Source organism: Oscillospiraceae bacterium (genome assembly GCA_034925865.1).
Lineage (GTDB): Bacteria > Bacillota > Clostridia > Oscillospirales > SIG627 > SIG704.
The window spans coordinates 34932-48637 of record JAYFRN010000018.1; the positions used below are offsets into that span (position 1 = coordinate 34932).

A 13706-nucleotide genomic window follows, 5' to 3' on the forward strand; every position below is an offset into this window, starting at 1 on the left:
AAAGCAGACAGCCGAAAGTTGTCTGTTTTTTTTATTCCAAAGCGTCGAGTTTACACATTATGAGAATGTACACCACTCAGATGATAGAATTCCATACTCATATGTATCCTGCCAAATTGGTTGGTTATTGCCATCAGTCTTAAAATATATATTTTGTTTCAGATGTCCTTCTCTCCTCATATTTAATCGTTCAAGTAGTTTCCATGATCTTTCATTATCCGGATTACACATTGCTATAATACGTCGCGCATTATACTTCTGTATCGCATAGTTTATAATGGCTCTGCCGCTTTCTGTGGCATATCCGTTTCCTTGATATTTGAGATTGAATACATATCCTAATTCCCAAGTATTAAAGTCCTGCTTCGACAGATATATATTTCCTATCAGCTTTTTACTATCCTTCAGACAAACTGCCCAGAATGCATCATCCTTTGAACGCTTTATTGCTTCATTTCTACATTCATCTTCTGTAAAAACATCGTAAGGTTCATAAAAGACCACTTTCGGATCGGATAAATAATCATTTAAATCTTTCCAATCCTCAGGAGTAAAGCGTCTTATGAATAATCTTTGTGTCTCTATCATATTAAACCTCATTTGAAATAAATATTATCGATTAAATGAGTTTACTATTAAAGTATGAAATTGATTTGATTTGATTTCATATTATAAGCATAATGGGAAGCTGGATTCTTGCCATGTTGACTTTGCCTTTAATTAAACTGTTCTCTATTTTTTATAATAAATTGAAAATTAAGATCTTCTAGATTATCGGGATACTTATAAAATTCAGTATCACATTCATTTAGAATTTCATCAACTGCTTCTGTCAGTATACTGTCAAGTAATTCTTGGCGATCGCTTTGATCTTTTGGAAGGTTACCCCCTAGCGTTAAAAGTGCTTTATTGTAAATTTTCTCCGTTTGTTCTGCGCCTATTATATGTAATGAATTTGATGTTTCATTGGCAAAATCCCCACTGCTATTAAAGAAAAACTGAGAAAAGCCACCGTTATTAACTTCTGATTCGAACTGGATATTTAAATAGAATATCTTCTCTGCTTCTGTTAGCTTTCCGATATCTTCTCCATAATTACATTTTCGGCACAGATAACTATTCATAGCAATGAGAAATTGATTTTTATCAGAAATTTTCCAGATTGAAGCTAAATCGGTGTTCCAAAATGCGTTAGAATCTTGAAATGATTTATCAATTTGCTTTGCGTCTAAATGCTTCTTGATTTTTTTCGTTTCAAAATAATTTATTATTACAAAGCCCGTACCTATGTTGAAAAATATTCTGTATGCCGTTAGAAATATCGTCTTCGTATCGTTAATTATTTTGATCATCGTGCCTAATCCATTAAGTTTAAATAATTCTGACTTATAGATCATATTCAGGGCAATTCGATCATTTTTTGTTACGATGTATAAATTATCGTTCTCCTCATGCAAGACACCCTTAGTAACTATCGTTTCTGAACCTATCGATTCGCCAACATAATATATAATTTTATATTCTTTCATATTCAGACTCCAGAATTATAAATTTATTGTACGCATTTACGGTAAAACCTATAGTACCAAAAATCGTATTGGGAATGTTGGAAAAGTTGCCATCTAAAGACAGTAATTAACATTGATAATTGTGCCAATTTTTGTTCTTGAGTATTTCGATAGCTCTATTCCAATCAAGAGAATTATTGTCTGCAGAAAGAGCTTCGATTTCAATATAGTATTCGGTTTCTCGCAAGTCATTATGATGTATATATGTGCCAAAGTCCAGAGAATATTCTTCGCCTTTCTGCACAATTAACACATCGATTAAGCGATCTTTGCTAAGAGTAAATCTGATTTCATCGAACTTTTTGACATGCATCCTTTTCAGAACTAGTTTAATAATCTCATAATAATTTGAAGCGACTATTTCAGCATCGTCAACATAGCATTTGGCAACATTCTCGTTCTCTATGGATGGAAGCGTAGAAGATAGCTTTTCTTCGATAGGTTTTATATATGCACATAGAGCATTCACAGCATCCTTAGCATTAGTTTCGTTACCATTTTTATGTGAGGAGATAAGCTGATCCATAAGTTTATTAAATTTCTTATCCATATAAAGTTCTCCTTAATTCATTTTATTATCTTCTTTAATTACAGATATTTCACCCACGTAAAGTTATGGAACTTATGAACATAATGAGAAGCACATTACTTTACATTTCAAGATGAATGTCGTAGTATTCATCAATATTTTTACTAATTAAAATTAAATCTGAAACTGAAGATAGAGGCAATTCGTCTTCAGTCCTTCCTTCAAGCCATTGATATAATTTTAATTCACTTTTGTCATCCCAACTATCTAATTCGCGACATTTTTCAAGTTTCATAGAAATATCAGCTATTATAGCTTTTCTAATAACCTGCACATTACCCGGTTGTTTTAATGCGTCAGATTCAACAATATCTACCATTTTACAAATATGCTCGTTTTCGCATTTTGCATTTTTCTCAATATATTCATCTGTAACGTCATCGAAATTATCATAAGCTCCAGCTTCTTCTGTATCTATTGACATTTCCTTCTTACTATTGAGATGTTTATCAATCAGTCTTAGGTTCAGTTTTTCTTCAAATTGCTCTATTCCATATATAATTAGAATCTCAAGGTTTTCACATTTGTACTTTTCTTTGAGTTTGCCTTTTTCAAAGAATCCGTTGTCATATGTTATTAAATAAACTTTATCTTCACCTGTAATATGTTGTTTCATAAAGCAGTACATGCTATCAATAATAAAAGAATCATTAACTTGCTTTTCGGTTATTAATCCTTTTATTTTGCGTTTTTCAGTTTCACATATTATTTCTGGTGTCAAAGCTAATTTGACTATTCTTTTCTCGTCAAAGAATCCAACGAGTTCTTGATAGTATTTATTCCAAACAAGTAGTTTATTACCTTGATAATCATCAACTGTACTAAGTAATTTTGATACTAAGTCATGACTTTCATTCCACATCTTACTCTTCGTACCCTCAATAGACATCTTTAATAATCTGCAATTGTTTAGGATGTCATTGCTAATATAGGAATTTTGCTTTTCAAGCTCTAACTGAATCACCTCTGGCAACAATACCGTATAATAGTTACTTTCTGCTAGAGTTTTCAATTCAAGGATTATTGAACTTGTTTCATTGCTTATGGGTTCAAAGTATGATTTCATTTTATAATTATGAAGCAATAGTTTAATGTAAACATTTGTATCAAAACACAAATATATCATTTATTTGTTTCCTTTCGAGCTTCTCATTATTGCTACAATGCGCACGCCCTACGCACATCACTCATTAAAATAAACCCACAACCCCGCTTTTTATGCCCTATATTAACAACTTTAATATATATTACTACATTTCCCGACAAACATCAACCATAATTTTACCATTTTGACAAAAATATTAAAAAAAATCAGGAGTCACGGCTTTAAATCCGCGGCTCCTGTTTTATATTCAGTCTGTCTATCCCCTGCCGGAGCGATTAAATCCGCTTGCGGATTATTGCTCTTTTACATACACCAGCGAATATCCGTCCTCTTTTTCCGCATAAAGAACATATACATCTCCATCCGGATTATAGAAATCGAGTATACCGTATTCTATGGGGACGATATCTTTATCGTTCATAAAAGCGTTTATATCAGTCACTTCAATTTCTTCGGTCGGTGACGGAGCGGACATATCGTTATTCAGCTTATAAACATGCTTGACGGAATTGACAAGGCTTGTATATTCCGCCGAATCGTTGCCGCCGACGCCTTCGGATTTAAGAAACGCAACGGTGTTGCCGAATTCCGCGGGAATCGCGTAGGGAATTGAAATCTGTGTCCCGGCGGGATAATTCGCGAATATGCCTGTGCCGTCGGAATTGAATATGACGGATACATAATATCCTGATGAACCGGAAAGCTCCTCCAGCGATGCATCGGCATAGTCCTTTTTAAGGGCTTCGACAAGCTTATTGAGCTTATCTCCGTCGATTTTGACCTTGTCCGAATAGTCCTGCGCTGTTCCGTTGAAAATGCTTTGCTTTTCGATATAATTCAGGATATCCGCGTCGCCTATCTTTTCCGTTATATCCGGAACTGATGTGAGAGAATAGTCGTTGGCGGCCTCATAGACGGAAAACGCGGCGGCATATGCGTTCTTTTTCGATTCAAGAAGCTTGATAATGCCCGGAGCATAACAACCCTTTTTTATCAGCCCGTAAAGCGCATCTCCGGCTGTTTTATCCTCTGCCGTGACAAGAGAAATGAATGAATAATAAGTGTTGCTTTCCAATTTCCATTTGAACGCAAGCTCGGTATACGCGTTCGAAATAAACGGCATATAGTTGTAGGAGGGAAGCTGTTTTCCGCTTTGATTGGCTTTATTAATGGCGGTGATCAGCTTTATCGCATCTGATTTTTCCGCAAGCTCTGAGGAAGAATCAAGCTCAATTGAGCTGAAGGCGTCATTGCCCGTAATGCCGTTATAGCTGTACATTCCGTCGGTGCCGAAAACGATCTTAAGACTGTCGGCGTTCTCGGCGGATATATCAGGCAGTCTGAAAAATCCGAAAAAATCGATGAATACAAAGCATGCGATCAAACCTGTAATGACGGCGAGGAGGACAAGATGCTTGATATTCTTGAAAGCTGCCTTGATCGAGCCTTCGAAAATCGAATTCAGCGCTATATAACTGAGAACACAGCCTATGCCGATTCCCACGAAAAGCCATACAAGCTTGCCGTTGCCTATCGCGTAGAAAAACGCGGCACAGGCAATGGTGGCTATGACCATCAGTATATGCTGCAGAGGATATCTGAGCTTCATGAACGGGCTGGGGAGAGATACGTTGTCCGCGCGTTTATGCTTGAAAATAAGCATGGCGAGGAATATTATCGCCGCGGCCGCGGCAAGGTAAATTATTATCTCCAAAGCTCCCAAATGCGTGCCTTTTTGCGCGAATTCAATAAACTTGAAAAACGGAGACGAATGGAATATAAAATCGTGAAGACCTTTGGAGTTGTTTACAAAGTCGGCGAACTGACCGTTGTCCATACCCGAAATGGCGCCTCCGAGTATGAAAAAGGCTCCGAAATAAAAGTTTAACGAAAGGTATATAAACAGCGAGACTGCTTTTGAATTTGCCGATACGGAGGAAAGAAGCGAAAGCGCGTAGAACAGTATAAAGAAAAACAATGAATACAGGTAAAATACTCCAAAGCCTGCCCACAGCTCGCCGTAGGAGACATATTTGGTGATCCCGGCCGTAATCAAAATAGACGGAGTCAGGATCATTGAGATTGTATATGGAATAAGCGTAAAGAGCATTCCGCTTAAGGCTGAACCGGCAAAATATTCGTTTCTCCTGACCGGCATTGCTCCGAAAAAGTCAGAGCTTTTCTTTGATTTGTCAAAGGCAAATACTATCTGAGTGCAGAAAAAAGCCAGAATAGCGAGTATGATGATGCTGATGGGAAATTCATAGCCTTTAATTGAATATGTCCTTTCGGCCGCTTTCGTGATGCGGGTTTTATACAATGACACATTCGATTCAAGCATTTCCTCAGGGTATTGAGAATCAAAATACTGCTGAACCAGGTATATGCGGGCCGCCGCATATTCCGGTTTCTGCATCATCGAATCGGCGTAAGCGTAATCATATTTTTTGGTTTCGGTTTCAACGCCGGTCAGTGATCTGCCGTCCGCTTTTGCCTGAGCCGCGAGCTTGCAGGATGCTTCCTCGGCTATCATATCTGATTCCGCGGAGGAGGTTTCCGTATTATATATAAGAAGCCCGATGATCGGCCCGAGTATGATCAGGATTATCAGTATGACGAGAATCACCGACCAGTTGTTGAAAAGCGAATGTCTGATGTATGACGGAATATTTCCGCTGCGGCGTTTTACAGCGTTAAGCATTGCTGTCACCTCCGTGAATCAGTTTGTTGAGCCCGCGTGAATTCAGCTCATATGCGAAGATTTCTTCGAGAGTGAGAGGGAGAGCCTCATAATAGTTTACGCTTGTCCCGGCTTCTGACGCGCGGTTTCTTATTCTGTGTTCAAATTCCGCGGGACTTCCGTTTGCGATGAAGCTGATCAGCTTTCCCGCGTGCGAGAGATTTTTCGGCTCGAATTCATCAAGCGGTATCTCGGCACCCGAAAAAACGAGCTGAACCTTAAAAACATTGTCCTTGAGATCATCTATGCAGCGGTTTATAAGAAGTCTTCCGTCGTGAATCAGCGCGATATGATCGCAAAGCTGTTCCATTTCCCGGAGGTTGTGCGAGGATAAAATCACGGTTGTACCGTTGTCGGCGACGTCGGCCATAAGTCTGCCGGCGGCAAATGCCCGCATAAGCGGATCGAGTCCGTCAAAGGTCTCGTCGCAGAAAAGGTATTTCGGCATGACCGAAAGAGATAGGATAACCTCACCCTGGCGGCGCATACCCTTAGAAAAAGTATTGACCTTTCTTTTTTTGTCAAGTCCGAATGATGAGCAGAATTCGTTGAATCTCTTATATGAAAAACCCTTATAAAACAATGCGTATACGGCGGCTGTGTCCTCAAGTGTCGCCCCGGCGGGATAATACTGGTCATCTGATATATATGCGATGTTATTTTTCAGGCTGTTGTTGTCAAAAACGGTTTGTCCGTCGATTAAAAGCGTTCCTGAATCCTGTTTATAAATTCCCGCGAGTATGCGGAGAAGCGTTGATTTTCCGGCGCCGTTCGTACCGACAAGTCCCATAACGGATCCGCTCTTCAGATTGAAGGTAATATCCGAAAGAGATTTTATGCCGGTCGACTGATAGGTTTTGGATAAATTATTTATCGTTATCATTTTTATTTTTTTCGCTCCCTTCCGGTGAAACTGAAAGCCATTGATTCAAGGTCTGCTTCGAAATACCTGATCCCTCCGCTTCGCATACGAGCTGATCAAGCTTTGATTTGATTTCCTCGCGCTGCTTTTCCTTGATTGATGAAACGTCCTCCGATATGAATACGCCTTTCCCTTGAACCGTCTGCGCGATGCCTTCGCGTTCAAGCTCGGTGTAAGCTCTCATGATCGTATTTGGGTTGATTCCGAGTGAAAGGCTTAAAGACCTGACGCTCGGAAGCTTATCACCGCCGTTGAGCACTCCTGTCGAAATCAACAGCTTGATGTTTGATGCAATCTGTTCGTAAATAGGACGGCGGTCCTTGAAATCCACGGTGATCATTTCGCTCTCTCCCTTCTAAAAAGTGTAACTGTATTAATTGTATTAACACAGTTACACTATATCACGAATGGTTCTGCTTGTCAATAACTGTTTATGGCAATTACAGGATATTGATGGAAATAATTTTAATCTCCTCAACAGGCTTATCCTGTCTGTTGCGTTTCGCTGCGGCAATTTTATCGACAATATCCATACCGTCGGTAACCTGTCCGAATACAGTGTGATGATTGTCGAGCCACGGAGTGCCTCCCAGCTCGGCATATTTATCTACAATTTCCGTATCCCATCCGGCGCGTTTAATTTGTTCGATCATGGATTCATCGCATCCGGAGGCTTGAACAATGAAAAACTGGCTGCCGTTTGTGTTAGGACCTGCGTTTGCCATCGAAAGCGCGCCGCGGTAATTATGAAGATGAGGAGAAAACTCGTCCTTAAACGGCTTGCCCCATATGCTTTCTCCTCCCATACCGGTGCCGGTTGGATCGCCGCACTGTATCATGAAATCGGGGATCACTCTGTGAAATATGATTCCGTTGTAATAGCCGTTTTTAATATGCGTCAGAAAATTCTCGACTGTTTTCGGAGCCTTTTCCGGAAAAAGCTTTATTTTAATATCGCCCATTGTGGTTTTTATATTGATTTCCTCGCCCGCGGTCGCTTTATCAAATTGATACATCATATCGTACTACCTTTCGATTTATAATATTATATACCGATTTTATCATCTTATGATATTTTTGTCAATGTCATATATATTATTGACGAGTCAGTTAAGGTAACCTCTAAGAATTCGTTTTTGCTGTTGTTCCACTCTCAAAAAAACGAAAAAAGCAGAGATAATAAAAGAAAACAAGAGATGTAATTTTGAGTTATTGAATATTTAGAGCCAATAATCGCCATGACGGTAAATATCGGTTGTCATATATGGCCGCTTATAATTTCATCCGTTTATTGGAATTGCTGCCAAGGCATTAATAAAAACGGCGGCGCGGCGAATATCGCCGTGCCGCCGTATACCTATAAATATCTCAATAAAATAAGATTAAAGTCTGTCCGGTTCAGGCGTTCGCCATACCCAGTTTATCCTTTGCGCGCTGCTTTGCGCGAAGATCATTTGAAAGGATCTTCTTACGGAGCCGCAGAGATTGAGGAGTGACCTCAAGAAGCTCGTCATCGGCGATGAACTCAAGGCATTTTTCAAGCGTCATGACGCGCGGCGGGACGAGACGAAGCGCTTCGTCGGCACCGGTTGAACGGACGGCGGTGAGGTGCTTTTTCTTGCAGGGGTTGACGACAAGGTCGCTTGAATCGTTGGATTCACCGATGACCATGCCTTCATATACATTTAACTGATTGGGAATAAACATAGTTCCGCGATCTTGCGCGTTGTACATGCCGTATGAAGTGGTTGTTCCGTTTTCAAAAGCGATAAGCGAACCGCGCGCACGCGCTGAAAGAGCGCCTTTCAGCGGAGAATAGCCTTCAAATTCGGTATTTACAATGGCGTTGCCTTTTGTGGCTGTCATCAAATCGCTGCGAGCGCCGAAGAGTCCGCGCGAGGTGATAATGAATTCTATACGTGTATATCCTGACGAAATCGGGGCCATGGATACCATTTCGCCCTTGCGTTGAGAGATCAAATCGATGACGGTGCCGTTATATTCGTCAGGAGTGTCAACAAAAAGGCGTTCGTAAGGCTCGCACTTAACTCCTTCTATTTCTTTTATGATTACGGTCGGTTTGGACACCTGAAATTCAAAGCCCTGGCGTCTCATGTTTTCTATCAGCACGGAAAGATGGAGCTCTCCTCGACCGGAAACCTTCAAGGTGTCGGTGGTATCGGTATCTTCCACTTTGAGACTTATGTTTGATTCGAGCTCTCTGTAAAGGCGCTCGCGGAGATGGCGCGAGGTCACGTACTGTCCTTCTGATCCGGCGAAGGGAGACGTATTGACGGAGAAGAACATTGACAGCACGGGCTGATCTATTTCGACAAAAGGCAGCGGCTCCGGATTGTCGAAATCGCAGACAGTCTCTCCGATATTTATATCTGGTATGCCTGAAAGGCAAACAATGTCGCCGGAATAGGCGCATTCCACCTGCTTTTTCTTTAAGCCTTCGAATACATATATTGAGGAAAGGCGGTATTTATCAACGGCACCGCTTTTGCGGCAGACGCTGATCATTGTTTTTTCGCAGATATGACCGCGCGTAATTTTGCCGACTGCAATACGTCCGGTATATTCGTTGAAATCAATGTTAGATACCATCATCTGGAACGGAAGCAGGTCTTCCGATTCCGGGGCCGGTATTTTTTCAATTATAAGGTCAAACAAAACACGCAGATTTTCATCCTGCTTGTCCGGAACGAGAGAGGCCGTTCCATCGCGTCCCGATGCATATACGACCGGAACATTCAGCTGTTCTTCCGTGGCTCCGAGGTCAATCAAAAGGTCATACACCTCTTCGAGAACCTGCGCAGGACGGGCGGCGGGCCGGTCGATCTTGTTGACGACAATAATCGGCACGAGATGGAGAGCAAGGGCTTTTTTCAACACGGTGCGTGTTTGCGGCATGCAGCCTTCGAAGGCGTCGACAAGCAGAAGAACACCGTCTACCATTGAAAGGCTTCGTTCAACCTCGCCTCCGAAATCCGCATGTCCGGGAGTGTCGACGATATTGATTTTATAGTCCTTGTATAAGAGTGAAGTGTTCTTTGCGAGTATCGTAATTCCGCGCTCGCGTTCGAGGTCGTTTGAGTCCATTACGCGCTCCGCAACCTGTTCGTTGACGCGGAATGTGCCGGTCTGTTTGAGCATTGCGTCGACAAGCGTTGTCTTGCCGTGGTCGACATGTGCTATTATTGCGATGTTTCTGATCTTTTCGTTTTTCATATGCAAATCCGTTTCAAAGAGTTCGATTTGAGTCGATTTTTATAAGCCTAATAACAAACATTCATTATATCATATATGGTATAGAATTGCAATACATTTTTTAAAATATGCGTACTTTTAATATTTTTTGTCGAAAAAAAACTTTAACAGTAATTTCGTTTGCTATAGAGATTGTAAAAGCTTCTTAATTCAGTATGTGAAAAAGCAGAATTCTCGGACTAAATTCCATTGCAAAATCCATTATGGTATTTACGAAATTCTCAGGACTTGAAATTTCTAAAAAATAATGATTGACAAATTATAATGGTTATGATATAATTAGATAATTCTTAATTGGGACATGTCGATTTATGTATTCCGATCCAGAGAGACGGCATTTTTGGTGAAAGCCGTTTCGGAAATATAATCGGTACCGCCCGTTTTCCGGCATTTACCGGAAGAAATCCCGCAGGAAATGGCGGGCGCAGGATCCGCGTTAAGGATCGCAATGAGGGCAATTCGTTTTGGGCTTGACAAAGCCATGTGTTGCCGTTGTTGGGTGGAATCGTGAGTTCATTATGCTCACCCCGACCTTTTCGGGGCGAGCTTTTTATTTTTATAATATTTTGGAGAAAATCATGAAAATCAAACTTATCGACGGCTCTGAAAAAGAGCTGGAAGCGCCGATCAAGGCTATCGACGCCGTAAAACACATCAGTCAGGGCCTTGCTAAATCTGCCATTGCCGTTTACATTGACGGAAAACTCACTGAGCTTAATAAGGTTCTTATAAGCGATTGTGAATTGAGAGTCGTTACTTTTGATGACGAAGAAGGCAGAAAAATCTACCGTCATACCGCTTCTCATATTCTCGCTCAGGCTGTTAAACGTCTTTATCCGCAAGTCAAGCTGACAATCGGGCCTGCGATAGATAACGGATTTTACTATGATTTTGACAGTGAAATCAGCTTCACTCCGGACATTCTTGCCAAGCTTGAAAAAGAGATGAATAAAATAATCGCCGAAAATCTTCCCCTCGAACGCTTTACTCTTTCGCGCGAGGACGCGCTTAAGTTCATGGAAGAAAAGGGCGAACCGTATAAGGTTGAATTGATAAACGACCTTCCGGAAAATGAGGAAATCTCGTTCTATAAGCAGGGCGACTTCGTCGACCTTTGCGCCGGGCTGCATCTCATTTCCACGGGTAAGGTGAAAGCTGTGAAGCTGACAGCCTGCACAGGTGCATATTGGCGCGGGGACAGCAACAAAAAAATGCTTCAGAGAATATACGGAACCGCTTTTCCGTCCAAAGAAGAGCTTGAATCCTATATCACCCAGGTTGAAGAAGCAAAAAAGCGCGATCACAACAAGCTTGGCAGAGAGCTTGAGTATTTTACAACTGTCGACATGATCGGACAGGGACTCCCGATATTAATGCCAAAGGGCGCGCGTGTTATTCAGCTGTTGCAAAGATTTGTGGAGGACGAGGAACAGCGCCGCGGATATCTTCTCACAAAAACTCCGTTTATGGCAAAACGTGATCTTTACAAGATATCGGGTCACTGGGATCATTACCGCGATAATATGTTTATTATGGGCGATCCCGAAGCGGAGGGAGAAGTGTTCGCGCTCCGCCCGATGACATGTCCGTTCCAGTTCATGGTTTATCTTAACAAAAAGCGTAGCTATCGTGATCTTCCTATGAGACTCAACGAGACTTCGACACTTTTCAGAAACGAAGCATCCGGCGAAATGCACGGTCTCATCCGTGTGCGTCAGTTTACAATTTCCGAAGGACACATCGCGTGTATGCCCGAGCAGCTTGAAAGCGAATTTGCCGGGGCGCTTGATCTTGCGAGATATATGCTCAGTACTCTCGGACTTGATGATGAAGTGTCATACCGCTTCTCGAAATGGGATGAAAACGATAAGGCGAAATATATCGGCTCTCCCGAGGAATGGGAAAGCGTGCAGAACCGTATGAGAGTCATACTCAATGATCTTAAAATCAATTACAAGGAATCCGCGGGAGAGGCCGCTTTCTACGGACCCAAGCTTGATATCCAGATCAAGAATGTACACGGCAAGGAAGATACTCTTATCACGATTCAAATCGATTTTCAGTTGGCCAGCCGATTTGGCATGGTATATACAGATGCGGACGGTCAGCAGAAATATCCATATGTAATACACAGGACATCAATCGGCTGCTACGAGCGTACACTTGCTCTGCTTATCGAAAAATACGCCGGGGCATTTCCGACATGGCTCGCGCCTGTACAGGTTCAGGTTCTCCCGATTTCCGAAAGACAAGCGGAGTATGCCGATTCCATTACAAAACGTCTTTCCGACGCCGGTATAAGAACCGAATGTGACAAGCGCAGCGAAAAAATAGGATATAAAATCAGAGAAGCTCAGCTACAGAAGGTGCCGTATATGCTCGTTGTGGGAGATAAAGAGCAGGAAAGCGGAATCGTCGCTGTACGTTCCCGCAAGAACGGCGATATGGGCACAAAGTCCCTCGATGAATTCCTTTCAGCGATACTCCTGGAAGTTGCTGAGCGAGTTAAATAAATAAAATGATATAGCGAAACGGGGGAAACCTTCCAAAAACCAATGCTGAGGTACTTTTCACGAAAGAGTCCCTCATACTACCCCAAAAGCGCTTATATTGGATTAATAAACAAAAAATACCGTTCCTGATATGCTTTGAAAATCAGGAACGGGTTTTTAGTTTACACAATACCGAAGCATAAATTCGGAGCGTCTATTAGAGTAATAATTATTGAAGCTTATAGGGATTCTTAAGGGCCCTTTTTCAAAAGAGTACTTAAGTGGGGTTAATGGATAAGCCCACTCTATAAATATAAAAGAGAAGTGAATTATGATTTATAGAATTATAGATCGTAGTAGAGGCAATGTTCACAATACAAAATAACTATTGGATAACATTCAGCTTTTTAAAATCTACGCGTTCCCGTATAGGATCGAATTGTTGGTTGTTCAACCACTCGTAAAAATCTTCAGTTTGTGTACTGGTTCCTGTACGAATGAATTTGTTCGAATCGACTTCTAACATATCAAAAAAGGGAGCGGTATATTTATAGATGCTTGTATTAATAGTAATGTTATCATATTTTTTTGCGTGATACAGCATTTCTTGCATAGAAATAATTGCATCGTCATAACGTTTATCTTGCAATAAATATGAGACTTTTTCCATAAGACATTCAAACAAAACTGCATGAAAATGAAGATAATTTTCGTCGGGTATAAACAGTTTTATTATCTGTTCCTCAATGTTACGAGCTTGAATGGTCTTAATATTACGCAAACTAAAAATTATACTGTACAAACCGTCTTTCACTAATTTCTGACGGTGGCGGGTAAGAGCATCTCCGGACAAACAATATTCTAATATGTCATCTTTACTTAATGCCCGCTGAACAAAAGAAAATATACAGCAAGGCAAGACAAATCGCAAGAATTATGGTATAATAAGTGCAAGGAAAATGGCCGAAACATGTTAAAAAGCTTGCACTTGGGGGCGACGAGATGTATAAATACAGC

At 41.1% G+C, this 13706-nt stretch carries 12 protein-coding genes; 1 reads left to right on the forward strand and 11 read right to left on the reverse strand.

Annotated features, from left to right (window positions below; all coding sequences use genetic code 11):
* Positions 1-57: 57 nt before the first annotated feature.
* The 10 genes from VB118_07655 to VB118_07700 all read right to left on the reverse strand — a co-directional run bounded on the left by VB118_07655 (position 58) and on the right by VB118_07700 (position 10680).
* Positions 58-588 carry a GNAT family protein gene (locus tag VB118_07655; GenBank protein ID MEA4832477.1) on the reverse strand — a complete coding sequence of 177 codons (531 nt, stop codon included), beginning with the start codon at positions 586-588 and terminating at the stop codon, positions 58-60.
* A 128-nt stretch (positions 589-716) separates the two neighbouring features.
* The gene (locus VB118_07660) at positions 717-1529 is read right to left on the reverse strand and encodes a DUF4375 domain-containing protein (GenBank protein MEA4832478.1); all 813 of its coding nucleotides are present in this window, start codon (positions 1527-1529) and stop codon (positions 717-719) included.
* Positions 1530-1635: 106 nt separating this feature from the next.
* On the reverse strand, positions 1636-2118 hold the full coding sequence (locus VB118_07665; protein ID MEA4832479.1) for a hypothetical protein: 483 nt from the start codon (positions 2116-2118) through the stop codon (positions 1636-1638).
* 100 nt (positions 2119-2218) lie between these two features.
* The gene (locus tag VB118_07670) at positions 2219-3283 is read right to left on the reverse strand and encodes a hypothetical protein (GenBank protein ID MEA4832480.1); all 1065 of its coding nucleotides are present in this window, start codon (positions 3281-3283) and stop codon (positions 2219-2221) included.
* A 271-nt stretch (positions 3284-3554) separates the two neighbouring features.
* On the reverse strand, positions 3555-5963 hold the full coding sequence (locus VB118_07675; GenBank protein ID MEA4832481.1) for an ABC transporter permease subunit: 2409 nt from the start codon (positions 5961-5963) through the stop codon (positions 3555-3557).
* The gene (locus tag VB118_07680; GenBank protein ID MEA4832482.1) at positions 5956-6885 is read right to left on the reverse strand and encodes an ABC transporter ATP-binding protein; all 930 of its coding nucleotides are present in this window, start codon (positions 6883-6885) and stop codon (positions 5956-5958) included. Before VB118_07680 ends, VB118_07675 begins: the two co-directional genes overlap by 8 nt.
* Positions 6869-7264 carry a GntR family transcriptional regulator gene (locus VB118_07685; GenBank protein ID MEA4832483.1) on the reverse strand — a complete coding sequence of 132 codons (396 nt, stop codon included), beginning with the start codon at positions 7262-7264 and terminating at the stop codon, positions 6869-6871. The genes VB118_07680 and VB118_07685 overlap by 17 nt, the downstream gene beginning before the upstream one ends.
* 100 nt (positions 7265-7364) lie before the next feature.
* Entirely contained in the window at positions 7365-7943 is a 579-nt protein-coding gene (locus VB118_07690) for a peptidylprolyl isomerase (protein ID MEA4832484.1), read from the reverse strand.
* Between the two features lie 379 nt (positions 7944-8322).
* Positions 8323-10158, reverse strand: coding sequence for a translational GTPase TypA (gene typA / locus VB118_07695; protein MEA4832485.1), 1836 nt, complete (start codon positions 10156-10158; stop codon positions 8323-8325).
* A gap of 348 nt (positions 10159-10506) precedes the next feature.
* Positions 10507-10680, reverse strand: a complete 174-nt coding sequence (locus VB118_07700) for a hypothetical protein (protein ID MEA4832486.1) — start codon at positions 10678-10680, stop codon at positions 10507-10509.
* Positions 10681-10772: 92 nt separating this feature from the next.
* On the opposite strand from VB118_07700, the gene thrS reads away from it, so the two are divergent.
* A complete protein-coding gene (gene thrS / locus VB118_07705) occupies positions 10773-12710 on the forward strand; it encodes a threonine--tRNA ligase (GenBank protein ID MEA4832487.1) in 1938 nt (645 codons plus the stop codon).
* A gap of 364 nt (positions 12711-13074) precedes the next feature.
* Here the strand turns inward: thrS and VB118_07710 are convergent, their stop codons facing one another.
* Positions 13075-13542, reverse strand: coding sequence for a hypothetical protein (locus VB118_07710; protein MEA4832488.1), 468 nt, complete (start codon positions 13540-13542; stop codon positions 13075-13077).
* Positions 13543-13706: the final 164 nt, after the last annotated feature.